This window comes from Solwaraspora sp. WMMA2101 (assembly GCF_049179175.1).
Lineage (GTDB): Bacteria > Actinomycetota > Actinomycetes > Mycobacteriales > Micromonosporaceae > Micromonospora_E.
The window spans coordinates 4,207,428-4,229,684 of the sequence record NZ_JBMHMA010000006.1 but is presented as its reverse complement, the minus strand read 5'-3'; the positions used below and the strand labels follow the sequence as shown (position 1 = coordinate 4,229,684).

Below are 22,257 nucleotides of genomic sequence, written 5' to 3'. Positions count from 1 at the left end.
GGCGTGGCCACGGCGGCCTACCGCAGGTTGGCCGGCTCCGGTGCGGTGGTGACCGGCGGCGTCGCGCCGAGGAAGTCCTCCCGGGGGTCGTGCAGCTGGCCGAGCGCCACGACCTCACGCTTGAGGAACAGCGCGAGCGTCCAGTCGACGATGACCCGTACCTTGCGGTTCAGCGACGGGATCCGGCTCATGTGGTACGTACGGTGCATGAACCAGGCGGGCAGCCCGGTCATCTTGATGCCGTAGACTTGGGCGACACCCTTGTGCAGGCCGAGGCTGGCGACGCTGCCGGCGTGCTTGTGCCGGTACTCCACCGGCTGCTGGCCACGGATCACCGCCAGGATGTTGTCGGCCATGGCCCGGGCCTGGCGGACCGCGTGCTGGGCGCTGGGCGAGCAGTACGCCCCGGGCGGCCCGGTCAGGTCCGGCACCGCCGCGCAGTCGCCGGCGCTCCAGGCCCCCTCGACCGCCCGGCCGTCCTCGGCGACCTGCAGGGTGGCCAGGCAGTTGACCCGGCGCCGCTCGTCCCGGGGCAGGTCGGTGGCGTCGAGCATCGGCGACGGCTTGACCCCGGCCGTCCAGACGATCGTGTCGGCACGGAAGCTGTCGCCGTCGGAGAGGCGCACCAGCCCGTCGACGCAGGACTCCAGCCGGGTGTCCAGCCGGATGTCCATGCCGCGCTTGACCAGCTGCTGCACCGTGTACGCGCCCATGTCCCGGTCGACCTCGGGCAGCACCCGCTGGGTCGCCTCGACCAGCACCCAGCGCATGTCGGCCGGCTTCAGCTCCGGGTAGTACCGCAGCGCGTCGCGGGCCATGTCCTCCATCTCGGCGAGCGCCTCGATCCCGGCGTACCCACCGCCGACGAAGACGAACGTCAACGCGGTACGGCGTACCTCGTCATCGGCGGTCGCCGCCGCCACGTCGAGCCGCTCCAGTACGTGGTTGCGCAGGTAGATGGCCTCGCCGATGGTCTTGAAGCCGATGCCGTGCTCACGCAGACCGGGAATGGGCAGCGTCCGGGACACCGAACCGGGGGCGACGATCACGTGGTCGTAGGCGATCTCCCGGGCCGGGCCGACGATCGGCTGCACGCTGGCGACCTTGCGGGCGTGCTCGATGCGGGTGACCGCGCCGGCGATGACGTGGCAGCGGCGCAGTTCGCGGCGCAGCGGCACCACCGAGTGCCGTGGGGAGATGTTGCCCGCCGCAGCCTCGGGCAGGAACGGCTGGTAGGTCATGTGGGGCTGCGGGTCGACCACGATCACCTCGGCCTCGCCCCGCCGCATCTTTCGGGACAGGCGCAGGGCGGCGTAGAGACCGACGTGCCCGGCACCGACGACAAGGATCCGTTGCCTATTCACATCGCCATCTTCCTCCCGTCCGCCTCTTGACGCAGCCTCGAAAGCCAGATATGTGACCCAGCACGCGGGTGTGACGTCGCACGCAGTGACCCCCGACACCGCCGCAGGTGCGGGCACCGCAAGCCAGCGGCGCCGGATCAGCGGCGGCGGACCAGGGCGGCGAGCAGGGCGACAGCACCGACGGCGACCGCCAGCCCGGCCAGCGCCGCCAGCAGGAACGGCGGCCCGGCCGCCTGCCCGGCGACGGTGAGCAGCAGCACCACCAGTACCGCCGACGCCAGCAGCACCCCGCCGGCCCGGGTCGACCAGCGGAGTACGACGTCCGGCGCGAGTACCACGTCGTAGGGCAGCGCGGCGGCCAGCGCGGCCAGCGAATGCGTCAGGTAGAGCAGGGAGCCGACCGCGAGCAGCCGCCACAGCTGCACCGGTACGCCGTACACCGTCGTCGACAGCGCCCAGCCGACCAGCCCGACCAGGATCGCCACCGTCGGCGCGTGGCCGCGTGGGGCGAGCGCCGGCAGCACCGCGACGGCCAGCAGCGCCAGGCCGAGCCGGTCGATCAGCAGTTCGGCCGGGTACGCCAGACCGAGGCCCAGCAGGGTCACCACGGCCACCGCGACGCGCAGCAGCACCGGCGCCAGGGTCGCCCGGTGCAGCACGGTCCGCACGGCCGCCACCCGGTCCCGTACGGCGGTGATCATCGCAGCACCGCCTTGGGTGCCGACGCCAACCGGGCGACGTCGCGCAGCACCTGGTCGAGGCTGCCGGTGCCGGCCCAGGCCACCACCGGTACGCCGTGTTCACGCAGCTGCCCGATGGTGTTGTCGCGTTCCAGCCGCCACAGCCGGTACGCCACCTCCGACCAGCCGCCGGAGCGGGCCGGTGGGGCCAGCGTGGCGGGCAGCGTGTCGACGGCGACCACGATCCGCCCGGACCGGGCCATCCGGGCCAGCATCTCCGCCGACCGTGGGTCGACCAGCGGAGTGAGCACCACCACCAGCGCGTCGGAGGAGAGCAGCTGCGGGCCGAACACCTGGTCGTAGGGCTCGTACGGGGTGGGCCGGACGGTGACGTCCAACAGCCATTCGAGCACGGTCAGGTACTGCCGCCGGCCGGTGGCCGGACGCAGCCGGCGGGCCAGTGGCCCGTACTCCAGCATCGCGACCCGGTCCCCCCGGTGCAGGTAGTGCTCGGCGACGGCGGCCGCCGCCCGGACCGTGGTGTCGAGCACGGACGCGCCGCCGGACACCCCGCCGGAGCGGCCGACCTCGGTGAGCACGTCCACCAGCAGCACCACTTCGGCGTCCCGGTCGGACAGCGTCGCCGCCACGTGCAGTTGCCGGGCCCGCAGCGACACCCGCCAGTCGATCCGACGCAGCCGGTCGCCGGGCCCGAAGATCCGTACCCCGGCCAGCTCGCCGCCCTCCCCCGGCCGGCGGGACCGGTGCCCGCCGACCAGGCCGGCGGCCCGGGGCATCGCCTCGTCGGCGTCGAACGGCTCGATCACCGGGTAGACCGGCACCCGGACCGGTTCGGCGACCAGCGGCCGGCAGGCCAGCAGCCCGTCGCAGGCCACCGCGCGGGCGGCGACCGGTCCGATCGGCTGACGCCCCCAGCGCAGCGCCACCCCGCCCAACTCGAAGCCTGCGGCGGTGCCGCTCGGCACCGCCAGGGCGAACGGGCGATCCGGCACCCCACCGGACGGCGTCGGCCGGGCCGGCGGGCCCAGTTGTTCGAGCACCTGCACCGACCCGGCACCGGCCGTCGGGTCGCCGGTGGCCCCGGCACCGGTCGCCGGGGCGACGCCGGTCGGGTCGATCGGCACGGCCGGCAGTATCCCGATCTCGTCGATGCGCAGCCACGGTGACACCTTCGCCCGGACCACCACCAGGTCGTAGTCGGCGTCCGCCGGGTTGGCGGCGGCCGCCCGGGCACCCACCTCACCGCCTTCGACGATCTTCCCGTCGACGGCACCGACGTCGAGCAGCGGCGCGGCGGTCGGCCGGCGGCGCAACCCGTACGCCGCCCCCAGCGCGAACGGTGCCGCCAACGCCACCAGGTCGACCCGACCGAGGAGCACCCCGGCGATCAACAGCAGGCCGGTGACCACCACCGCCCGCCCGAGCGCCCGGGTGGGCAGCCACTCCCCGCCGGTCACTGCGCCGGGCGGCGGCCACCGGCCGCCACGCCGCCGGACGGGCCGAAGCCACCCGCGTAGCTGGGCAGCGCGCCGCTGGCCGGTGCCGGCGTCTGTGCCAGCACCTCGGCGACGACGAACGCCGGGTCGACCCGGCGCAGCCACATCTCCGGCCGCAGGGTGATCCGGTGCGCCAGCACGGGCGCGGCGACCTCCTTGACGTCCTCCGGGACGACGAAGTCCCGGCCGGCGAGCACCGCCTTGGCCCGGGCCAGCAGCAGCAGCGCCAACGACCCCCGGGGCGAGGCCCCGACCAGCACCGACGGGTGTTCCCGGGTGGCCTGGGTCAACGACACGATGTAGCGGCCGATGGAGTCCTCGACGACGACGTTCTCCAACGCGGCCTGCATTGCGCGCAGCCCGGCGGCGTCGACCACCGCCGACAGTTCGGTCTCCTCCTGCCGCCGGGCGATCCGCCGACGCAGCACCTCCCACTCCTCGTCGTGGGTCGGGTAGCCGAACGACACCCGCAGCAGGAACCGGTCCAGCTGCGCCTCGGGCAGCGGATAGGTGCCTTCGTACTCGATCGGGTTGGCGGTGGCCAGCACGTGGAACGGCGCCTCCAGCCGGTAGGTGACGCCCTCCACCGACACCTGCTTCTCCTGCATCGCCTCCAGCAGCGCCGCCTGGGTCTTCGGCGGTGTCCGGTTGATCTCGTCGGCGAGCAGCAGGTTCGTGAAGACCGGGCCGGCCCGGAAGGTGAAGTCGGCGCTGCGCTGGTCGTACAGGAACGACCCGGTGACGTCGGCGGGCAGCAGGTCCGGGGTGAACTGCAGGCGGCGGAAGTCCAGCCCCAGCGCCTGCGCGAAGGACCGGGCGGTCAGGGTCTTGCCGAGGCCCGGCAGGTCCTCCAGCAGCACGTGTCCGCCGGCCAGGATGCCCGCCAGCACCAGCTCCAACGCGTCCCGCTTGCCGACCAGGATGGTGCCGACCGAGTCCAGTACGGCGTGCGCCAGCCGGCTCGCCTCGGCGGTCGGGGCGGCCACCACGTCGTTCATATCTTCTCCAATTGGCTGATGAGCAGCGCGTAGTCCTTTGCCGACGGCGCACGCCGGACGGGGGCGTCGAGGAGCTGCCACAGTTCGTCGCCGCAGATCGCCCGGGCCCGCTGCGGGTCACTGGCCCGGGTGAACCCGTGCCGTTGCCGCAGCCGCTCGTCGACGAGGTCGGCGAGCACCGGCGCCATCACCTCGGTGAACCGGGCCGCGTCCCGGTGCCCGGAACGCAGCCGGCTCTCCCACCGGCGGACCGCCTCCCGCAGGCCGTCCGCACTGCCGAAGACGTAGTTGCCGTCCTCCGGGTCGACCCCGACCCGACGCAGCTTCACCGGCTTCGGCGCGGCGACCGAGCGTACGGTGCGCCGCAGCGCCACCAACGCCAGGCAGCCGCCGAAGACCGCCACCACCGGTACGGCGAGGCCGAACGCCCGTAACCCGAACACGACGACCGCCGTACCGGCGGCGGCGATCAGCAGCGCGCTGAACCAGCGACGGATTCGCCCGCGTGGGCGGGCGGTCGGCTCCGGGGCGGGCCGCTCCTCCTCGTGGCCGAGCAGGTCGTCGATGCTGGTCTGCTGGTCACCCATCGACCGGCTCGCTTCCGCTGGCGGGACCGGTTCCGCTGGCCGGGCCGGTTCCGGTCGCGCCGACGCCGGCGGTCAGTTCGCCGCGCAGCCGGCGCAGCGCCGACTGGGCCTGGGCCCGGGTACGTTCGTCGACCGCGTGCCGGGCGTAGCGGGCCTGGCGGTAGACGGCGGCGAACGCGGAGAGCACCTGTGCGCTGATCGCATGCCCGGCCAGCAGCCGGGTCACCAGGTCGGTGGAGGTGTCGCCGACCTGTCGTGGGGTGCCGGCCGCGGCGGCGGCCTGCTCCAGCCGTACCCAGCAGGCGATCACCGCCCGGCGGGGGTCGGTGTCGGCGTCGGAGAGCTCGACCAGGCCGGCGTCGACGGCGGCGACCACCTCCGCCGCGCTGCCCGGCTCCTCCGGCATTCGGGTACGCCGGCGGATGCCGCCGCTCGCCCGCCGGGGGCGTCGGCGGACCAGGTCTCGCAGCAGCGTCCAGATCAGCAGGCCGGCGACCACCAGCACGGCCACCGCGCAGAGGGCACCGGCGGCCAGCGGAATCCAGGACGGGATCTGCTGCTGATCGGCGGCGGCGAACTCCTCCGGTGGTGGCTCGAACGTCGGTGCGGTCTGCGGCTGCTGGTAGTCCGGCAGGGCCGGGAGTTCCCGTTCGACGGTGGCGTCGGTCCGGCCGACCGGCAGGGTGGAGTTCGCTGCCGCGACGGCGGTCAGCGCGAGCAGGACGGCGACGGCAGCGAGTGGCCACAGTCGACGGAAGGTCGCATGATCCATTGGCGACGTGATGCCCCTCGAATCCTCCTGCGTGGGATTGCCCGCCTCAGCTGCCCTGCGCCCGGCGTTTCGCCTCGGCGAACACCTCGTCGAGCATGGCTGGGGTGAGCCGGCCGGTGAACGTGTTCTGCTGGCTGACGTGGTAACAGCCCAGCAGGTCGGGCGCCCCCGCGCCACCCGACCAGTGTGCCCCATGGCCGAACGCCGGTCGGGGCGTGGGCGGGCGTCGGCCGTACACCCGGGTCGACGTCGGCCACCACGCAGCCCAGGCGAACGCGCCGAGCGCGACCACCACCCGCAGTGAGGCCCGCAGCAGTTCGAACTCACGGTGCAGCCAGGGCGCGCAGGTGTCCCGCTCGGCCGGGGTCGGTTTGTTCGCCGGCGGCGCGCAACGCACGGCGGCCACCACCCGGGTGTCGATCAGACGCAGGCCGTCGTCGGCGGCGACGCTGGTCGGCTGGTTGGCCAGGCCGGCCCGGTGCAGCGCGGCGAAGAGCACGTCGCCGGAGCGGTCGCCGGTGAAGACCCGACCGGTCCGGTTTCCGCCGTGGGCCGCCGGGGCCAGGCCGAGCACAGCGATCCGGGCGTCCGACGCCCCGAACCCGGGCACCGGCCGGCCCCAGTAGGTCTGGTCCCGGAACGCCGCCCGTTTCGTCGCGGCGACCTGCTCCCGCCAGGCGACCAGGCCGGGGCAGGCCCGGCAGTGGGCGACCGCAGCGTCCAGCGCGGGCAGGTCCGGCACCTGGGCCGCCGCTGTGGTCACCTCGTCGGCGGTACGGGTCACCACGGCTCCTTCCGGCGTCGTAACGGCGCAACGGGCAGCGACCACCGCACCGCCGCCGGTGACACCCGCCGCGCTCAGCCGAGTCGGGTCCGGAACAGTTCCAGGGTCCGCGCCCAGGCCCGCGTCGACGCGTCGGGGTCGTACGACTCCGGACGGTCGTCGTTGAAGAACGCGTGCCGGGTGCCAGGGTAGTCGTAGACGACACAGTTCCCGCCGGCCGCCTCGATGTAGCCCCTGGCCTGCTGGATGCCCTCGGCCGCGGAGGTACCGTCCTGCTCCGAGCAGTGGATCGTCGCCGCCTTGCCGGCGTAGCCGGACCAGTCGGGGCTCATCCGCTCCCACGGCACCGTCGGGTAGAAACCGGCGGTGGCCACGATCCGGTCGGTGAGCGTGGCCGACCACAGCGCCAGGCTACCGCCGGCACAGAAGCCGACCGTACCGACGGTGTCACCGACGGTCTCGGCCCGGCCCGCGAGGTAGTCGGCGGCCCCGGCGATGTCCTTCGCCGCCTCGTCCATCGCCAGTCCCATCAGCAGCCGACGCGCCTGGTCCGGCTCGGTGGCCTGCACCCCGTGGTAGAGGTCCGGGGCAAGGGCGACGAAGCCGGCTTCGGCGAGCCGGTCGGCGACCGTGGTGATGTGCGGTACCAGCCCCCACCACTCCTGGATGACGATGACCGCAGGGGCACCGGTGTCGCCGGGTGTCGGCGGCAGGGCCAGGTATCCCTCGCTGGTCCCGCCGTTGCTGCGGTAGCTCACCATCTCGCCCATGGGGGGTCCTCCTGTCGGTCAGTCATCGTTGGCTGGCGCGCAGTGGGTCACGTGTCCGGGTAGCCTGACACGCGCCGCGAGGCCGGGGAAGGCGCGCGGAGGGTGGCGTACACCTCTTGGTGAGCTGCCGTACGTCCAATGGTCACCGCCCGGGGCGCAACGGGTCAGCGCAGGCTCAGGCAGATCCCGTCGAGGATGTCGTGCTCGCTGGCGACGACGGCGGGCACCCCGGCCCGTTCCATGATGATCTGCAGCACCATCGCGCCGGCGGCGATCACGTCGGCCCGGCCCGGATGCATCACCGGGATCCGCAGCCGCTCGGCGACCGGCATGGCGAGCAGGTCGGTGGTGACCGCCGCCACCTGCTGGTAGCTGACGGTGGCGTGGTGCAGCCGCTCCGGCCGGTAGGCGTCGAGCCCCAGCGCGATCCCGGCGACGGTGGTCACCGAGCCGGCCAGGCCGACCAGGGTCGGCGTACCGTCGGTCGGCCCGGCGCTGACCGACCGGCCCGCCAGGCCGACCGCTGTCAGAGCGCGGTCGACCGCGTCGGTGATGTCCCGTCGCGCGGCGTCGATCTGCGCCGGGGTCGGCGGGTCGGCCCGCAGGTGCCGTTCGGTCATCCGGACGCAGCCGATGTCGACCGAGACCGCCCGGTCCACCGTGCCGGTGCCGACGACGAACTCGGTGGAGCCGCCGCCGATGTCGACGACCAGGTACGGCGCGGCGGCGGTGGCGGCCAACCCGCCGACCGCGCCGGCGAAGGTGAGCCGGGCCTCCTCGTCGCCGGTGACCACCTCGGGGGTCACCCCGAGGGTGGCCTGCACCATCGCCACGAACTCGGCGGCGTTGTCGGCGTCGCGGCTGGCCGAGGTGGCACACATGCGGACCCGCTCGGCACCGTGCGCGGCGATCTCGGCCGCGTACCCGGTCAGGGCCCGGCGGGTCCGGTCGATGGCCTCGGGGGCGAGCCGGCGGGTCCGGTCGACGCCTTCGCCGAGCCGGACGATCTCCATCCGGCGGACCACGTCGGTCAGCGGCGGATCGGCACGGCCATGCTCTGGCCCGGCTCCAGCGTCACGTCCCAGGTCGGCGATCAGCAGCCGGACCGAGTTGGTGCCGCAGTCGATGCCCGCCACCCGCATCACGCCACCCATTCCCTCTCCCCGACGATCTTGCGCTCATCGAGAGCTTTTGTCCGATTTGTTCAACGATAATTGCAAGATCGTCGGGATCTTGGCGGGTCGGGGTGCTCAGCGCAGGTGCAGCAGCATCCGGGTGTTGCCGAGCGTGTTCGGCTTGACCCGCTCCAGCCCGAGAAACTCGGCGACGCCCTCGTCGTAGGAGCGCAGCAGCTGCTCGTACACCTGGCCCGGCACCGGCGCACCGTCGATCTCGACGAAGCCGAAGCTGGCGAAGAACCGGGTCTCGAAGGTGAGCACGAAGACCCGGGCGACACCGAGCTCGCGGGCGGCGGCGACCAGCTCCGCGACGATCCGGTGCCCGATCTTGCGGCCGCGACACCGCGGGTCGACCGCGACGGTACGGATCTCCGCCAGGTCCTCCCACATCACGTGCAGCGCCCCGCAGCCGACGATGGCGCCGTCGGCGGGGCGTTGCGCGACCCAGAACTCCTGCACGTCCTCGTACAGGGTGACGGTGGCCTTGCTGAGCAGCCGGCGGTCCGGGCTGTACAGGTCGATCAGTCGACGGATCCCCCGTACGTCAGGGGTGCGCGCGCGGCGGATCACCACCTCGGCGTCGTCGGTGTCAGGCGTCGACACGATCGCCGTCCTGCGCCGGCTGCGCGGGCCGCTGCGACTGCGCGGGCCCGGCCAGCTCCGCCGGTGGTACGCAGGGCCCACCTTCCCACCACGGCTCCACCAGCTCGCGGACCCGGTCGCCGATCGGGTTGACACCCGGGCCGACGGCGAGCGCGTGCCCCAGGTGCACGTGCAGGCACTTGACCCGGCCCGGCATGCCGCCGGCGGACACCCCGTCGATCTCCGGCACGTGGCCGATCGCCTCGCGCCGGGTCAGATAGTCCTCGTGCGCCGCCCGGTACGCGGCGGCGAACTGCGGATCCTCGGCCAGCCGGTCGGCGAACTCGCGCATCAGACCGGCGGACTCCAGCCGGCTGCACGCGGCGGTCGCCCGGGGGCAGGTCAGGTAGAACAACGTCGGGAACGGGGTGCCGTCGGCCAGTCGGGGCACCGTCTCGACCACGTCGGGCAGCTGGCACGGGCAGCGGTGGGCGACCGCCCGGGTGCCGCGCGGTGGGCGGCCGAGCTGCGCGGCCACCGCCGCCAGGTCCTGTTCGTCGGCGGGTCGGCTGGTCACGGCGAGGTCCCTTCGGTGGCGTCGGCGGCCTGCACGCTGGACCACAGGGTGTCGTACCACGGGTCGGCCGGAGTCGACTCGCCCGGTGGTGGGTCGATCGGGTCGCCGGCGTCGCGGGCGGCCCCGGCCGGATCGTGCAGCACCAGCAGCGGCACCTCCCCCGGGTACACCATGTAGAAGCGCCGTTTGGCCTCGATCCGGATGAAGTCCGGGTCCTGCCAGCGTTCGGCCTGCGCGGTCAGCTCCGCGATCCGTTCCCGTTGCTCCTGCTGGGCCTGCTCCATCCGGGCGATGTCGGACTGCTGGCTGAGGTAGACCCGGACCGGATAGGTGTAGGCCAGGGCGAGCGCCACCAGCACCACCAGCAGGACGGTGGCCCGGCCGGTGACACGGTTGGGCTGCGCCGCGGTGGTCCGCTTGACCGGCCCGGCGGGTGCCCGCCGGGCCGCCGCCGGCCGACTCGCCGGGCGGCCCGCGTCGGTGCCACGACCGCCGTCGCGTGTGGCACCACGACCGCCGTCACGGGCGGTGTCGCGGCCGACGCCGCGAGGCGCGTCGCGGCCGGTGTCCCGGCCGGCGGTACGCACCGGCCCCCGGACGCCGGAGCGTCCGGTCTGGCCGGTACGCCGGGTCGGGCCCTGCCCACTCGGTGTGCGCCGTTGCGTCACCGTCGTCACACCCCTCCCGGTCGGTCGGCGGTACGGAACCCGGCCGGCGCGTGCCGGGGCAGCGGCTCGGTCCCGCCGCCCGGCCCGGCACGCGCCGCCGTCGGTGTATCAGGTACGCCGTACGGTCACGCCGTACGGTAGCGCGGGAAGGCGGCCGCCCCGGCGTAGCGCGCGGCGTCGGCCAGCTCCTCCTCGATGCGCAGCAGCTGGTTGTACTTGGCGACCCGCTCGGACCGGGCCGGGGCACCGGTCTTGATCTGCCCGCAGCCGGTCGCCACCGCCAGGTCGGCGATGGTGGTGTCCTCGGTCTCGCCGGAGCGGTGGCTCATCATGCACCGCATGCCGTTGCGGTGGGCCAGCTCGACCGCGTCGAAGGTCTCGGTGAGCGACCCGATCTGGTTCACCTTGACCAGTACGGCGTTGGCGGCCTGCTCGGCGATGCCCCGGGCGATGCGCTCCGGGTTGGTGACGAACAGGTCGTCGCCGACGATCTGGATCTTGTCGCCGAGCGCGGCGGTCATCGCCGACCAGCCGGCCCAGTCGTCCTCGGCCAGCGGGTCCTCGATGGACACGATCGGGTACTCGCCGACCAGCTTGGTGTAGTAGGCGATCATCTCGTCGGCGGACTTGTTCGCGCCCTCGAAGACGTACGCACCGTCTTTGTAGAACTCGGTGGCGGCCACGTCCAGCGCCAGCACCACGTCGGTGCCGAGCTTATAACCGGCGGCGGCCACGGCCTCGGCGATCAGGTCCAGCGCGGCGGCGTTGGTCGGCAGGTCCGGCGCGAAGCCGCCCTCGTCGCCCAGCCCGGTGGCCAGGCCCTTCTTCTTCAGCACCGCCTTGAGCTTGTGGTAGACCTCGGCCCCGGTACGCAGCGCCTCGCGGAAGGTCGGCGCGCCGATCGGCGCGATCATGAACTCCTGGACGTCGACGTTGGAGTCGGCGTGCGCGCCACCGTTGAGGATGTTCATCATCGGCACCGGCAGCAGGTGGGCGTTCGGGCCGCCGAGGTAGCGGAACAGGCTCAGCTCGGCGCTGTTGGCAGCGGCCTTGGCCACCGCCAGCGACACCCCGAGAATGGCGTTCGCGCCGAGTCCGGACTTGTCGGCGGTGCCGTCCAGGTCGAGCATCTTCTGGTCGATCAGTCGCTGCTCGCTGGCCTCGAACCCGACCAACTGGTCGACGATGCGCTCCTCGATGTTGGCGACCGCCTGCTCGACGCCCTTGCCGGCGTACCGGTCGGCGTCACCGTCGCGCAGCTCGATCGCCTCGAACGCGCCGGTGGAGGCACCGGACGGCACCGCGGCGCGGGCGATGGTGCCGTCGTCGAGCCCGATTTCGACCTCGACCGTCGGGTTGCCGCGCGAATCGAGAATCTCCCTGGCGACGATTCCCTCGATGGTAGCCACTGTGTCGCTCCTCGTGTTCAAATTCCCGCAAGGCCGCGACGGTGCGGCCGACCGTTCCGATGGCAGCGTATCGGGCGGGCCGGGGGTCGCGGGCGGTGCCTTCCCTAACGCGGGATGTACCAACCGTGAACCGCACACACCACGCAGCGCTCCCAATTATGGACATTGATGACAACGAGTTTGCGGGGAGTGGACAGCATCGGCCACCCTGTCCCCATGCGTGCACCGGGCAAGCTCGTCCGTCGGCTGACGACGGCCACCCTCGCCGGCACGCTGCTGCTGACCGCCGGTTGTCAGAACATCGCCGACGCGGGCCAGACCATCCAGCCGGCCGACCTGGTCAACGAACTGGCCACCCGGCTCGGCGGCGCCGACGACCTGACCTACTCCGCCGACTACCAGCTCGTCGGCGGGGCCAGCGCCAGCATCGTGCAGGCGCAGAACCCGCAGCGCACCGCGTACGTCTATCCCGGCGGCAAGCTCATCGTCACGTCGGCGGCGACCACGGAGTGCGACACCGCCAGCGACCGCCCGGTCTGCACGCTGACCGCCGGGCCGTCGCCGTCGGCCCCGCCGCAGCCCGAGCTGTTCACGGACGCCAACGCGGGCGGGTTGGTCACCCCGCCGGTGGTGATCGCCCTGCTGAACGCCACCGCTGTCGACCCGGCGGCGGTCGTGACGCAGAACGACACCACGATCGCCGGCCGGCACGCCACCTGCGTCACCGTCCGACAGGTGCAGGGCGCGGCGGCGCCCCGGTTCGACGTCTGCGTCACCACCGAGGGTGCGCTGGGCAGCTTCACCGGGGTGGTCGATGGACAAGCCGTCGAAATCGCGATAAGCCGGTACAGTGACACCGTCGACGACACCGCCTTCGAGCTGCCCGACGGTGCCCGCTCCGTCGACCGGCGACCCGGCCCGGCGTAGCCGCAGGTTCGTGCCGGACGCCGGCACCGACGCCACCGCCGAACCGGCCGACCTCTGTCTGGTGGTCGCCGGCCGTCGACTGCTCGGCGGCGTCGACGCCCCGCTGCCCTCGGTGGCCGACCTGCCCGCCGGGACCGAGTGGGTGCCGCTGGGCAGCCTCGACGGCGCCCGGGTCTGGGCAACCGGGCTACCCGGCGTCGACGAGCGGCTCGGCGACTGGCACAGCTGGCCGGCGCTTGCCGGTCGGCTCGGTGAGCCCCTCGCCGCCCTGGCCGGCCGGGCGCTGCAGGTGATCACCTGGCGGCGTACCCACCGGTTCTGCGGCGCCTGCGCCACCGAACTGGCCGACGTTCCCGGCGAGCACGCCCGCCGCTGCCCGGCCTGCGAGCTGTACGTACCGATGCAGCTCTCCCCCGCCGTGCTGACCGCGATCACCCGCACCTCGACCGCCGGCCGCCCACAGCTGTTGCTGGTCCGGCACACCTACGGGCCGACCGCGATCTGGGCGCTGGTCGCCGGCTTCGTCGAGGCCGGCGAGACCCTGGAGGACGCGGTGCACCGGGAGGTCGCCGAGGAGGTCGGCCTCGAGGTGCACGACGTCGGCTACTTCGGCAGCCAGCCGTGGGCGATGTCCGGCCCCGGCGTGGTCCTGGCCGGCTTCACCGCACGGGCGGCACCGCAGGCCGAACCGGTCGTCGACGGCCGGGAGATCGCCGAAGCCCGCTGGTTCGACCTCGACGACCTGCCGGCCGAGCTGCCGCCGACGTACTCGATCTCCCGCTGGCTGATCGACCACCAGCGGACCGACCACCAGCGGACCGGGGGATCAGATCTGTAGCAGCGCCGGCAGGTGGCGCGGCGGCGGGGAGCCGTGCGCCAGCATCGCGTCGTGCCACTGCCGCACCGGTACGTCGACCGGCCGGGTCGCCGCGACCTGCGCCACCTCGGTGTAGCCCACGAAGTACGTCGACAACTGCGTGGAGGTCAGCAGCGCCCGACGCCACTTGCCGGCCGCCTCGCCCTCCTCCTGGAACCCCCGGCCGGTCAGCAGCGCCATCGCCTCGTCCTGCGGCAACTGCTCGCAGTGGGTCAACTGGTCCAGGATCGCGTTGAGGGTCATCCGCAGCTGCATCTTCAGCTGCTGCAGCCGCACCGGCAGACCGCCGAAGCCGGCGTCGACCATCAACTCCTCGGCGTACACCGCCCAGCCCTCGACGAACGGCCCGGACCGGCCGATCGCCCGGACCCGGGTGGTGCCGAGGAACCGGCGGGCGTGCGCCAGCTGCAGAAAATGCCCCGGCATCGCCTCGTGCACGGTCAGGTTGCGCACCATGTGGTCGTTGTATTCGCGGTAGAACGACGCGACCCGTTCCGCCGGCCAGTCCGCCGGGGTCGGCGCGATGCAGTAGAACGTCGGCACGTCGGCGCGCTCCAACACCCCGGGCGGGTCGCAGTAGGCGACCGCGACACCCCGGGCGAACTCCGGCATCTCCTGGATCACGCACCGGTCGTCGACCAGCGACACCAGGTCGTGCGCGGCGACGAACGCGGTCGTCTCCCGCATCGCCGTCTGCGCCAACGCCACGATCGAGGCGTCGTCGGGGTGCGCGGCGGCCAACCGGTCCAACGCCGTACGTACCGTGTCGTCGTCGGCCGACCCGCCGGTCAGCTCGGCCGCCGCCGCCCGGATCTCGCCGGTCACCCGATCCAGGTTGGCCCAGGCCCGGTCCAGTACGTCGGCGGCGGTCAACTCGGTGTCCAGGGTGTGCCACAGCTGCGCCTCCCACAGCCGCCGCCCCAGCCGTGGATCCCGCCGGTCGGTGTCCCGGTCGAGGCTGGCCCGCAACCAGCCGGCGAACTCGTCGAGCGCGGCAGCAGCCTCGGCCGCCAGCGGTTCGACGCTGCCCCGCATCCCGGGCTCGGCGGCGAGCAGCGCCGGGACCTGGTCGCGGACCAGCGCGGCGGTGCCGGCGAACTGCCCGGCGGCGGTCTCGGCGTGGACCGCCGGCACGCCGCGCAGCGTCTCACGCGCGGTGGCCAGCACATCCGGTACGGCGCCGAGCCGCCCGGCCAGGCTGGTCAGCCGCTGTGCGGCCGGGGCGAACGGGCGGGCGGTCAGGCTGTGCAGCAGCGGCCCCGGGTTGTAGACCAGCGGGTTCCACTCGCGGGCCCGTACCTCGGTCAGTTCGAACAGCCGCCGGTCGACGATCGCCGACAGGATCGCGTGGTCCACCCGCTCCTGGGTGGGCAGTGCATCGGCGTCGACCTCGGCGAGGGCGTTGGTGGCGTCCAGCAGCATCGTCGCGGTGGCGGCGACCGTGTCGGCGGACAGGTCCGGCAGCCGGTCGTCGTACCGGTGGTCACCGGCCGACGCCGCCAGCGCGGGATCGCTGGCCAGCAGCGCGTCGACGATACGTTCAGCCAACGGTACGAACGGCACCATGGCACCGACCATAGGCCATCCCACCGACTCCGGCCTCCGATCGACCGGCCGCCGGTCGGGTCGCCCCGTGTCGGCGGGTCGGCCGGCCGCTCGGGTCGCCGCGCGTCACCTGGTCGGCTCGGCGTCGTCGGTGGACGGACGGGGGTGATTCCCCGCTAGAAACACCAATGCCACGAGGCGAAACTGCCGGGCAAATCGACGATGTGTCGTCGGAGTGAAATCGACATCGATCTGCCAAAATTCTGCCAGACAACGAGTGATGAAGATCACATGTATTGATGACGATCTTAGTTGTTCTTTAGGATCTCCACGGCAGCGAGATAAGCAAAATTGATCGGCACGTCGCCGCATGCCCACCAGATCAACATCAGCTATGAACGCCCGTTCATCCCGATGCGATTTGATGCACAGGAGGGACAACTCCGCCGATGCCGCTTCTCGCGACAAAATCGCTGCGCGTTCACACACTCGGACCGTCAGGCACCAATTGCGAGGCAGCCGCGCACCACTGGCTCCAGCAGCGGGGACTGCCGGACGGCGCGGTCGTGCTGCATCCCACACTGGAGCGCGCCGTACTGGACGTACTGGCCGAACCCGAGTCGAGCGCGCTGCTCGCCTGCGTGGTCTACCCGCACCTGCACGAAATCGTGTTCAAGAACCTGACGATGCTGACCATGCGGGACTGCTTCGTCTTCCCCACCCACAACATGGTGTTCGCAGGTCGCCCCGACACCGCCTGGCGGACCGTCGCCAGCCATCCTGCTCCGGTCAATCTCCTCGACGGCCGGGACGTCGAGATCGTCCTCGTCAACAGCAATTCAGAGGCTGCCGCGATCTGCTCGGCCGGAAGCACCGATGCCTGCATAACCACCCTACCCGCAGCCCAACACCACCGGTTGGACATACGGGCCGACTTCGGACCGGTGCCGATGGGGTTCAGCCTGCACGCACCCCGGGAATGCGATGTCTGACCTGACCGGGACCGTATGGCTCGACGGCCGGCTGCACAACGCCTCGGATGTCGGCCTGTCGTTGTGGAACCACTCCCTGCACTACGGCTTCGGGGTCTTCGAGGGACTCCGGGTCTACGCCCACCCCGACGGACCACACGTTTTCCGGCTCGCCGACCACGTACGGCGGCTCTACCGGTCAGCCGAGCACATCGGGCTGGAGATCCCCTTCGACGCGGACACGGTCACCGCGGCACACCATCAGGTCCTGGCGGCCAACGGCATCACCGAGGGGTACGTCCGGCCGATCGCGTACCTCGGTGACGGGCTGGCCGGGCTCACCGACACCGGCGTGCCCGTCCATCTGGCGGTCCTGGCCTGGCCATGGCGTCCACCGGCGGCCCAGCCGACCGGCATCAGCCTCACCGTCTCGCCGATCCGCAAGCCCTCCGGCGAGGCGTTCCCGCTCCAGGCCAAGGCGACCGGCTCCTACCTGGCGTCGAAGATCGCCTTCCTGCGGGCCCGGCGCCTGGGGTTCGACGACGCGGTGCTGCTCGACGCGCAGGGCATGATCTCCGAGACCACCGCGCAGAACCTGTTCGCGGTGATCGACGGCCGGCTGGTCACCCCGCCGGCCGAAAGCTGCCTGCCCGGGATCACCCGCGCCACCGTGATCGAACTGGCCCGGCACGCCGGCATCGCCGTCACCGCCGAGGAACTGCCACCCGGTCGACTCGGCGACGCCGACGAGGTATTCCTCACCAGCACCGCCGGCGAGGTACGGCCGGTCGGCCGGATCGACGACCACGTACTCGGGGACGAGGGCCGGCCAGGGCCGGTCACCCGGCTGCTCGCCACGGCGTACCGCGAACTGGTGACCGGCAGTCACGCCCGACCGACGGAGGAACCGATCCATGTCTGATGACGCTGTCGTCGACCAGCACCGTTCAGTCGACCGGATCGTCAAGGCCGCGGGCATCACCACCTGCACCGTCTCCGACGTCCTCGACGGCCTCGGCATCGCGAACGCGGTCCTCGATGTCGACATCCGCCGGGTGGCCGGAGCGTCCGGGCTGTTCCACGGCGCGGCGTACCCGGTCGAATGGGTGCCCAACCGCAAGGGCCGCCACATCACCGCCGCCGGTCCGAGCACCTGGACCCAGGTACGCGACTTCCTCGTGCCCGAGGTGACCGACGGCTCCGGCCGGGTCTACGTGGCCGGCTCCGGTGCACTGATCCGCGACGCGGCCCTCGCCGGCGGCCTGTCCTGCACGTACCTCGCCGAACAGCTCCGTTTCGAGGGCATCGTGCTGGGCGGTGCGGTCCGGGACCGGGACGTCGTGGGCCGGCTGACCACCCCGGTGCTGGCGACCGGCTATGTGCCGGTGGACACCCAGGGCAGCTACCGGATCGCCTCGACCGGCGGTGAATGCCTGGTGGCGAACGTGGTGGTCCGCCACGGCGACTGGGTGTTCGCCGACGACAACGGGGTCGTGGTCGTGCCGGCCGACCGGCTGGCCGAGGTCCTGGCCGTCGCCGGCGAGATCGAATCGACGGAGCGGGGCATCCTCGACCGGATCGCGGCGGGTGAGCGCCTGCCGGACATCGTCGACTCGCTCGGCCGGATCTGACCGCACCAGCGAGCTCACCAAGGAGATGACGGATGGAAAAGACGACGACGAGCCTGGTCGAGATAACCAGGCCCGACGTGGACCTGGCCGAACTGCAACGGACCTTCGACGGCATTCCGCGCGACCCGTACCTGAAGGTCGGCGTCCGGCACCGTACCCAGTCCCGCTTCCGGTACGAACCCGACCGGCTGGTGCTGCTCGACCGGGTCGACCTCTACCAGAGTTCCGACATCAACCCCCTGGAGCAGTACGGCGGCATCGTCCGGACGTACCCGGACATGCCGGCGTGGGTGCAGACGAGCTCGGCCTTCCGCGCCTTCATCGACCACTGGCTGTCGCTGGTGCCGGTGCCGGTGACCGAGTTCTCCGCGCACCAGATCCGTACCGTCGGCGACGGGTCGCCGGTGCCGGAGGGCCGCCACCGCGACGGCTACGAGTACGTGGCCGTGTTCGTGGCGAAGCGGCACGGCATCATCGACGACTGTGCCCGCACGACCGTATGGGACGCGGCCACCGAGGAACGGATCGTCGACGAGGTGGTCCTCCGCGACGGTGAGATGGTCACCTTCGACGACCGACTGGTGCTGCACGACGTCTCGCCGCTGGTTCCCTCCGGCAACGCCGCAGACGCCTACCGGGACGTGATCATCCTGACCTTCCCGGACCACAGCAAGACGCTGGAGCACGGCAAGGTCGTCGCGCAATCGCAGAAAGGTAAGTCATCGTGACCACGGTCCACGAATGGTTCGCGCCGGCCTCGACCGGCCCGGGCAGCGAAGTCATCCCCGGCTACCACGGCCGGTTCGTGCACGGCGAGCACCTGACCGTGGCGCACTGGACGGCGGTCGCCGGCGCCGAGGTCCCGCTGCACGACCACCCGCACGAGCAGATGGTCAACTGCATCCGGGGCAGCTTCGAGATGCGCGTCGGCGACCAGACCTTCATGATGGGCCCGGGAGACACCGTCGTCATTCCCGGCGGCGTTCCACATTCGGCGCTCGCACACACCGATGTGTACTGCATCGACGTGTTCCATCCGGTCCGCGAGGACTACCGGCTCTAGGCTGACGCAGATGACCGCCGCCATCCTCGCGTTCCTGGTGTTCGCCGTCTCCGCTTCCCTGTCGCCGGGGCCGAACAACCTGCTCATGGCGGCGTCCGGGTCCAGCCGGGGCTTCGTCCGCTCCGTACCGGCCATTCTCGGCGTCTCGGTCGGATTCCTCGTCCTGCTGCTCATCAGCGCGACCGGCGCGGCCGCCGTACTGACCGGCAACGACCGGCTGGTCCTCGTCCTCAAACTGGTCGGCGGCGCATACCTGCTGTATCTCGCGTGGAAACTCGCGACCGCCCCGGGCGTTCTCGTCATGCCGTCCGACGACGACGGTCGGGACGCCCGGGTGCCAGCGGCGGGGCAGGAGGCCGCAGCGGACCATCCGGCGGCGCCGACCGGCGACACCGGCTCCGCCCGGACCGTCCGCCGGCAGGCGGCCGCCGCCCCCGGCTGGCAGGTCGGGTTCCTGCACATGCTGGTGCTGCAGTTCGCCAACCCCAAAGCCTGGGCGATGGCGCTGTCCACCGTCGTGACCTTCCAGCCGTCGTTTCCCGGCTGGGGCGGCTTCGTCCTGCTCTGCCTGCTGTTCACGATCGTCAACCTGTTCGCGAACAGCGCCTGGGCACTGCTCGGCCAGGGCATCGGATCGTTCCTGGACCGGCCACAGCGGATCCGGGCGTTCAACGTCGTGGCCGGCGTGCTGCTCGCCGCCTCGGTCCTGACCATCATTCTGTGACTGGCAGCGGCGGTCACGGCTGATGGCGGCTGGTGGTGATCGAGACGGTCCGGGTCGCGGTGATCCCGTTCGCGTCGATCACCTTGACGGTGAAGGTGAAGGTCCTGGCCCGGCTCGCCAGCCCCTGCCCGATGGCGGCGAGCAGCCCCGGCCGGTTGTCGTCGAACCAGCCCAGCGGGTCAGCCGCCAACGCCGGATCGGCGGCAGCGTCGACCAGTGCGGTCGGCATCGCCGGGGCGTCCGCAGCGTGTCGCCGGGCATGTGCGTGCTGACGGTATCGGCTATCGCCGCGTACGCCCGGACGCCCCGGCGGACGGCGGCGGCCCGCACCCCGGCGTCCAGCTCGGCCGCCGTCTCCCGCCCGTACGCCCGGATCAGATCGTGGACCGGTAGCCGGCCCGGCCGCCGCCGACGTCGTCCCCGGCGGGCATCGCGTCGAGCAGGCTGGCCCGCACCAGGGCGTCGAGGGCGTCCGACGGGTCGGTGTCCAGCACCGCTGCCGCCGATCACCGGGTCAGCGTCGGCGCGTCGAGCAGCGTCAGCAGCGGCAACGCCCGGCGGGCGGCCACCGGAAGCAGGTCGACGCTGAGTGAGATGCTCGCCCGTACCCCGAGGTCGCCGGCGGTGAGGCCGTCGAGCCGCCGCGACTCCACCGCGAGCTGGTCACACACCCTGCCAATCGGTGCGCCGGGCTGCACCGCCAGCCGGGCACCGACCACCCGTACCGCGAGCGGCAGATGTCCACAGTGTTGTGTCAGATCTCGCGCGGCGGCGTCGGTCGACACCCGCCGCACCCCGGTGATCGCGCCCAGCAGCGCCAGCGACTCCGCCGGGGACAGCACCCCGACGGTGACGAATCGCGCGCCGGCCAGCCCGGCCAGCGGATGCCGGCTGGTGACCAGCAGCGCGCCACCGGCGGTGCCGGGCAGCACCGCACGGACCTGTTCCTCGGCCGCAGCGTCGTCGAGGACCAGCAGCACCCGCCGGTCGGCCAGGACGGAGCGAAGCAGGCCGACCCGTTCCGCCGTCTCGTCGGGCAACTCCCGGCCGGTGACCCCGAACGCGCGCAGTACGGCGGCGGTCAACGTGCCGACGGTCACCGGACCGGTCGCGGCGACGCCACCGAGGTCAGCGAAGATCTGCCCGTCCGGGAAATGCCCCCGTACCCGGTGCGCGACGTGCACGGCGAGCGTGCACTTACCGACGCCCGGCGGGCCGGAGAAGGCGTACACGACCGGGCTGCCGGACGTGCCGGCGGTGGCCAGTGCCGCGCTGATCTCGTCGACAAGTGCCGACCTGCCGACGAAATCGGGAATGTCCATCGGCAACTGCGCCGGCCGCACCGACAGTGGCTGCCGTACCCCGGGTCCGGTGCCGGGCCGGGCGACGGACCGGAACCGCCGCAGCTCTTCCTCGGTGAGCCCGAACGCGGCCGCCAACCGGGTGAGCGTCGCCCGACGGGGTCGGGCGACGCGGTTGCGCTCGAGGTCACTGACGGCCCGTACGCTGAGCCCGGTCCGTTCGGCCAGCTCCTCCTGGGTCAGGCCGGCGGCGACCCTCAGCGAGCTGACGAGCTGCCCGAACCCGCCCCGATCGTGCTCCGCCGACACGCGGCACATGCTAGACCAACAGCTCGCCGCCACGCGCAGCTCGCCGCCACCCGCCGCAGTGCTGTCCGCTGTCGCGAAGTGGATCAGGAATGCCCTCCGGCAACACGTCCCTGTAGTGTCCCGCAGCGTGGCGGCAGGGTGTACGGCCAACCTGGTCGACGGCTGCCAGAGTGGTCAGAAGGCGAGGCGCGATGCCGTTCACGGGTAGCCACGTCGCGGCGGTACTGCCGCTGACCCGGACGGCGTGGCTGGTCCCCTCGGCCCTGGTGATCGGGAGCATGGTCCCCGACCTGCCCTACTTCCTGCCGCTGCCGGTGGACGCGACACTGACCCACTCGCTCGTCGGTGTCCTCACCGTCGACGTGATCCTGGGTCTGCTGGCGGTCGCCGTGTGGCACGGGCTGCTGGTCCACTTCCTGACTGTCATCTCGCCGGCCCCGCTCCGCGAGCGCCTGCCGCCGCCCGCGCCCCGGCGGCCGAGGTCGGCGCACCGGGTGGCGATGCTGGTTGCTTCGCTCGCGCTCGGGGCGTCGACCCATGTGCTGTGGGACTCGTTCACCCACGACGGCATGTGGGGTGCCACGCACATCGACTGGCTGGCCGAATCGCACTTCGGCACGGCCGGCTATCGCTGGGCGCAGCGGGTGAGCAGCGTCGTCGGCGCGGCCGTCGTCGCGGTCTGGCTGGTCCGATGGTGGCGTACGCAGCCGCCTGCGGCCAGATCCGCAGCCACGCGACCGCCGCCGGCCGGTCGGCTGCTCGTCGTGTCCGCGTGGACGACGATCGGGCTCGCCGCCGCCGGTGGTCTCGCCCTGGCCGCCGCTGGCGCCCAGACGCCGCAGCGCATGGTGTTCCTGGCCGTCACCTATGCCGGCGGCGCAGGTCTGGCGACCGTGATCGTCCTCGCTGCCACCGCCGCGTTGCCTCGCGCCGTACGGCTCCTCCGCCACCGGGACACGCCTTCGACGTGAGCCTCCCAGGTCGGCCGTTGTGGACAGGTGCCCGAGCGGCCCGGTCCGGCAG

Annotated in this window: 24 protein-coding genes and 1 pseudogene; 9 read left to right on the top strand and 16 right to left on the bottom strand. The window is 72.5% G+C overall.

Going from position 1 to position 22,257, the window contains the following annotated elements; translation table 11 throughout:
- Nucleotides 1-17: 17 nt before the first annotated feature.
- The 13 genes and pseudogenes from ACN28F_RS20240 to eno form a co-directional block, all read right to left on the bottom strand.
- Nucleotides 18-1,364 (bottom strand): NAD(P)/FAD-dependent oxidoreductase, encoded by a 1,347-nt coding sequence (locus tag ACN28F_RS20240; protein ID WP_421359187.1) that lies wholly within the window; start codon nucleotides 1,362-1,364, stop codon nucleotides 18-20.
- 137 nt (nucleotides 1,365-1,501) lie between these two features.
- Nucleotides 1,502-2,065 (bottom strand): hypothetical protein, encoded by a 564-nt coding sequence (locus ACN28F_RS20235; RefSeq protein ID WP_289209457.1) that lies wholly within the window; start codon nucleotides 2,063-2,065, stop codon nucleotides 1,502-1,504.
- Nucleotides 2,062-3,522, bottom strand: coding sequence for a DUF58 domain-containing protein (locus ACN28F_RS20230; protein ID WP_289209456.1), 1,461 nt, complete (start codon nucleotides 3,520-3,522; stop codon nucleotides 2,062-2,064). The genes ACN28F_RS20235 and ACN28F_RS20230 overlap by 4 nt, the downstream gene beginning before the upstream one ends.
- Nucleotides 3,519-4,559: an AAA family ATPase gene (locus ACN28F_RS20225; protein WP_421359184.1), complete on the bottom strand. Its 1,041-nt coding sequence runs from the start codon at nucleotides 4,557-4,559 to the stop codon at nucleotides 3,519-3,521. Before ACN28F_RS20225 ends, ACN28F_RS20230 begins: the two co-directional genes overlap by 4 nt.
- Complete coding sequence (locus ACN28F_RS20220; protein ID WP_289209454.1) at nucleotides 4,556-5,146, bottom strand: hypothetical protein; 591 nt, start codon at nucleotides 5,144-5,146, stop codon at nucleotides 4,556-4,558. Before ACN28F_RS20220 ends, ACN28F_RS20225 begins: the two co-directional genes overlap by 4 nt.
- Complete coding sequence (locus tag ACN28F_RS20215; RefSeq protein ID WP_289209453.1) at nucleotides 5,139-5,918, bottom strand: DUF4129 domain-containing protein; 780 nt, start codon at nucleotides 5,916-5,918, stop codon at nucleotides 5,139-5,141. The genes ACN28F_RS20220 and ACN28F_RS20215 overlap by 8 nt, the downstream gene beginning before the upstream one ends.
- A 46-nt stretch (nucleotides 5,919-5,964) precedes the next feature.
- The gene (locus ACN28F_RS20210; RefSeq protein ID WP_421359183.1) at nucleotides 5,965-6,705 is read right to left on the bottom strand and encodes a uracil-DNA glycosylase; all 741 of its coding nucleotides are present in this window, start codon (nucleotides 6,703-6,705) and stop codon (nucleotides 5,965-5,967) included.
- A gap of 71 nt (nucleotides 6,706-6,776) precedes the next feature.
- Nucleotides 6,777-7,472: a dienelactone hydrolase family protein gene (locus ACN28F_RS20205; protein WP_289209451.1), complete on the bottom strand. Its 696-nt coding sequence runs from the start codon at nucleotides 7,470-7,472 to the stop codon at nucleotides 6,777-6,779.
- 164 nt (nucleotides 7,473-7,636) lie between these two features.
- Nucleotides 7,637-8,608, bottom strand: coding sequence for an exopolyphosphatase (locus tag ACN28F_RS20200; RefSeq protein WP_421361454.1), 972 nt, complete (start codon nucleotides 8,606-8,608; stop codon nucleotides 7,637-7,639).
- Between the two features lie 114 nt (nucleotides 8,609-8,722).
- On the bottom strand, nucleotides 8,723-9,253 hold the full coding sequence (locus tag ACN28F_RS20195; RefSeq protein WP_289209450.1) for an amino-acid N-acetyltransferase: 531 nt from the start codon (nucleotides 9,251-9,253) through the stop codon (nucleotides 8,723-8,725).
- Between the two features lie 67 nt (nucleotides 9,254-9,320).
- Nucleotides 9,321-9,809, bottom strand: a pseudogene (locus ACN28F_RS20190) (DUF501 domain-containing protein); the annotation flags it as partial.
- Nucleotides 9,806-10,477 carry a septum formation initiator family protein gene (locus ACN28F_RS20185; RefSeq protein WP_289209448.1) on the bottom strand — a complete coding sequence of 224 codons (672 nt, stop codon included), beginning with the start codon at nucleotides 10,475-10,477 and terminating at the stop codon, nucleotides 9,806-9,808. The pseudogene ACN28F_RS20190 and the gene ACN28F_RS20185, both read right to left, overlap by 4 nt.
- Nucleotides 10,478-10,602: 125 nt before the next feature.
- Nucleotides 10,603-11,886 carry a phosphopyruvate hydratase gene (eno, locus tag ACN28F_RS20180; RefSeq protein ID WP_421359180.1) on the bottom strand — a complete coding sequence of 428 codons (1,284 nt, stop codon included), beginning with the start codon at nucleotides 11,884-11,886 and terminating at the stop codon, nucleotides 10,603-10,605.
- Between the two features lie 216 nt (nucleotides 11,887-12,102).
- Here eno and ACN28F_RS20175 point away from each other — a divergent pair, with 216 nt between their 5' ends.
- Both ACN28F_RS20175 and nudC read left to right on the top strand, forming a co-directional pair.
- Nucleotides 12,103-12,813, top strand: coding sequence for a hypothetical protein (locus tag ACN28F_RS20175; RefSeq protein WP_289209446.1), 711 nt, complete (start codon nucleotides 12,103-12,105; stop codon nucleotides 12,811-12,813).
- A complete protein-coding gene (gene nudC, locus ACN28F_RS20170; RefSeq protein WP_289209445.1) occupies nucleotides 12,776-13,651 on the top strand; it encodes an NAD(+) diphosphatase in 876 nt (291 codons plus the stop codon). Before ACN28F_RS20175 ends, nudC begins: the two co-directional genes overlap by 38 nt.
- On the opposite strand, the gene ACN28F_RS20165 is transcribed toward nudC, so the two are convergent.
- A complete protein-coding gene (locus ACN28F_RS20165) occupies nucleotides 13,640-15,256 on the bottom strand; it encodes a DUF885 domain-containing protein (protein ID WP_289209444.1) in 1,617 nt (538 codons plus the stop codon). The genes nudC and ACN28F_RS20165 overlap by 12 nt on opposite strands.
- A 428-nt stretch (nucleotides 15,257-15,684) precedes the next feature.
- Between ACN28F_RS20165 and ACN28F_RS20160 the strand changes: the two genes are divergently transcribed.
- From ACN28F_RS20160 to ACN28F_RS20135, 6 genes are read left to right on the top strand one after another with little or no spacing between them, the layout of a single operon-like run.
- Nucleotides 15,685-16,227 (top strand): hypothetical protein, encoded by a 543-nt coding sequence (locus ACN28F_RS20160; protein ID WP_421359178.1) that lies wholly within the window; start codon nucleotides 15,685-15,687, stop codon nucleotides 16,225-16,227.
- Nucleotides 16,220-17,128, top strand: coding sequence for a branched-chain amino acid transaminase (locus ACN28F_RS20155; RefSeq protein WP_289209442.1), 909 nt, complete (start codon nucleotides 16,220-16,222; stop codon nucleotides 17,126-17,128). Before ACN28F_RS20160 ends, ACN28F_RS20155 begins: the two co-directional genes overlap by 8 nt.
- Nucleotides 17,121-17,837, top strand: coding sequence for an RraA family protein (locus ACN28F_RS20150; RefSeq protein WP_289209441.1), 717 nt, complete (start codon nucleotides 17,121-17,123; stop codon nucleotides 17,835-17,837). The genes ACN28F_RS20155 and ACN28F_RS20150 overlap by 8 nt, the downstream gene beginning before the upstream one ends.
- Before the next feature lie 32 nt (nucleotides 17,838-17,869).
- Complete coding sequence (locus ACN28F_RS20145; RefSeq protein ID WP_289209440.1) at nucleotides 17,870-18,565, top strand: 2OG-Fe dioxygenase family protein; 696 nt, start codon at nucleotides 17,870-17,872, stop codon at nucleotides 18,563-18,565.
- Nucleotides 18,562-18,900 carry a cupin domain-containing protein gene (locus tag ACN28F_RS20140; protein ID WP_289209439.1) on the top strand — a complete coding sequence of 113 codons (339 nt, stop codon included), beginning with the start codon at nucleotides 18,562-18,564 and terminating at the stop codon, nucleotides 18,898-18,900. Before ACN28F_RS20145 ends, ACN28F_RS20140 begins: the two co-directional genes overlap by 4 nt.
- A gap of 10 nt (nucleotides 18,901-18,910) precedes the next feature.
- The gene (locus ACN28F_RS20135) at nucleotides 18,911-19,624 is read left to right on the top strand and encodes a LysE family translocator (RefSeq protein ID WP_289209438.1); all 714 of its coding nucleotides are present in this window, start codon (nucleotides 18,911-18,913) and stop codon (nucleotides 19,622-19,624) included.
- Between the two features lie 13 nt (nucleotides 19,625-19,637).
- Here the strand turns inward: ACN28F_RS20135 and ACN28F_RS20130 are convergent, their stop codons facing one another.
- Together ACN28F_RS20130 and ACN28F_RS20125 are read right to left on the bottom strand one after the other, a co-directional pair.
- A complete protein-coding gene (locus ACN28F_RS20130; RefSeq protein WP_421359175.1) occupies nucleotides 19,638-19,853 on the bottom strand; it encodes a hypothetical protein in 216 nt (71 codons plus the stop codon).
- A gap of 277 nt (nucleotides 19,854-20,130) precedes the next feature.
- Nucleotides 20,131-21,234, bottom strand: coding sequence for an NB-ARC domain-containing protein (locus tag ACN28F_RS20125; protein WP_289209436.1), 1,104 nt, complete (start codon nucleotides 21,232-21,234; stop codon nucleotides 20,131-20,133).
- A gap of 191 nt (nucleotides 21,235-21,425) precedes the next feature.
- Between ACN28F_RS20125 and ACN28F_RS20120 the strand changes: the two genes are divergently transcribed.
- A complete protein-coding gene (locus tag ACN28F_RS20120) occupies nucleotides 21,426-22,205 on the top strand; it encodes a DUF4184 family protein (RefSeq protein ID WP_289209435.1) in 780 nt (259 codons plus the stop codon).
- The last annotated feature ends 52 nt before the right edge of the window (nucleotides 22,206-22,257 follow it).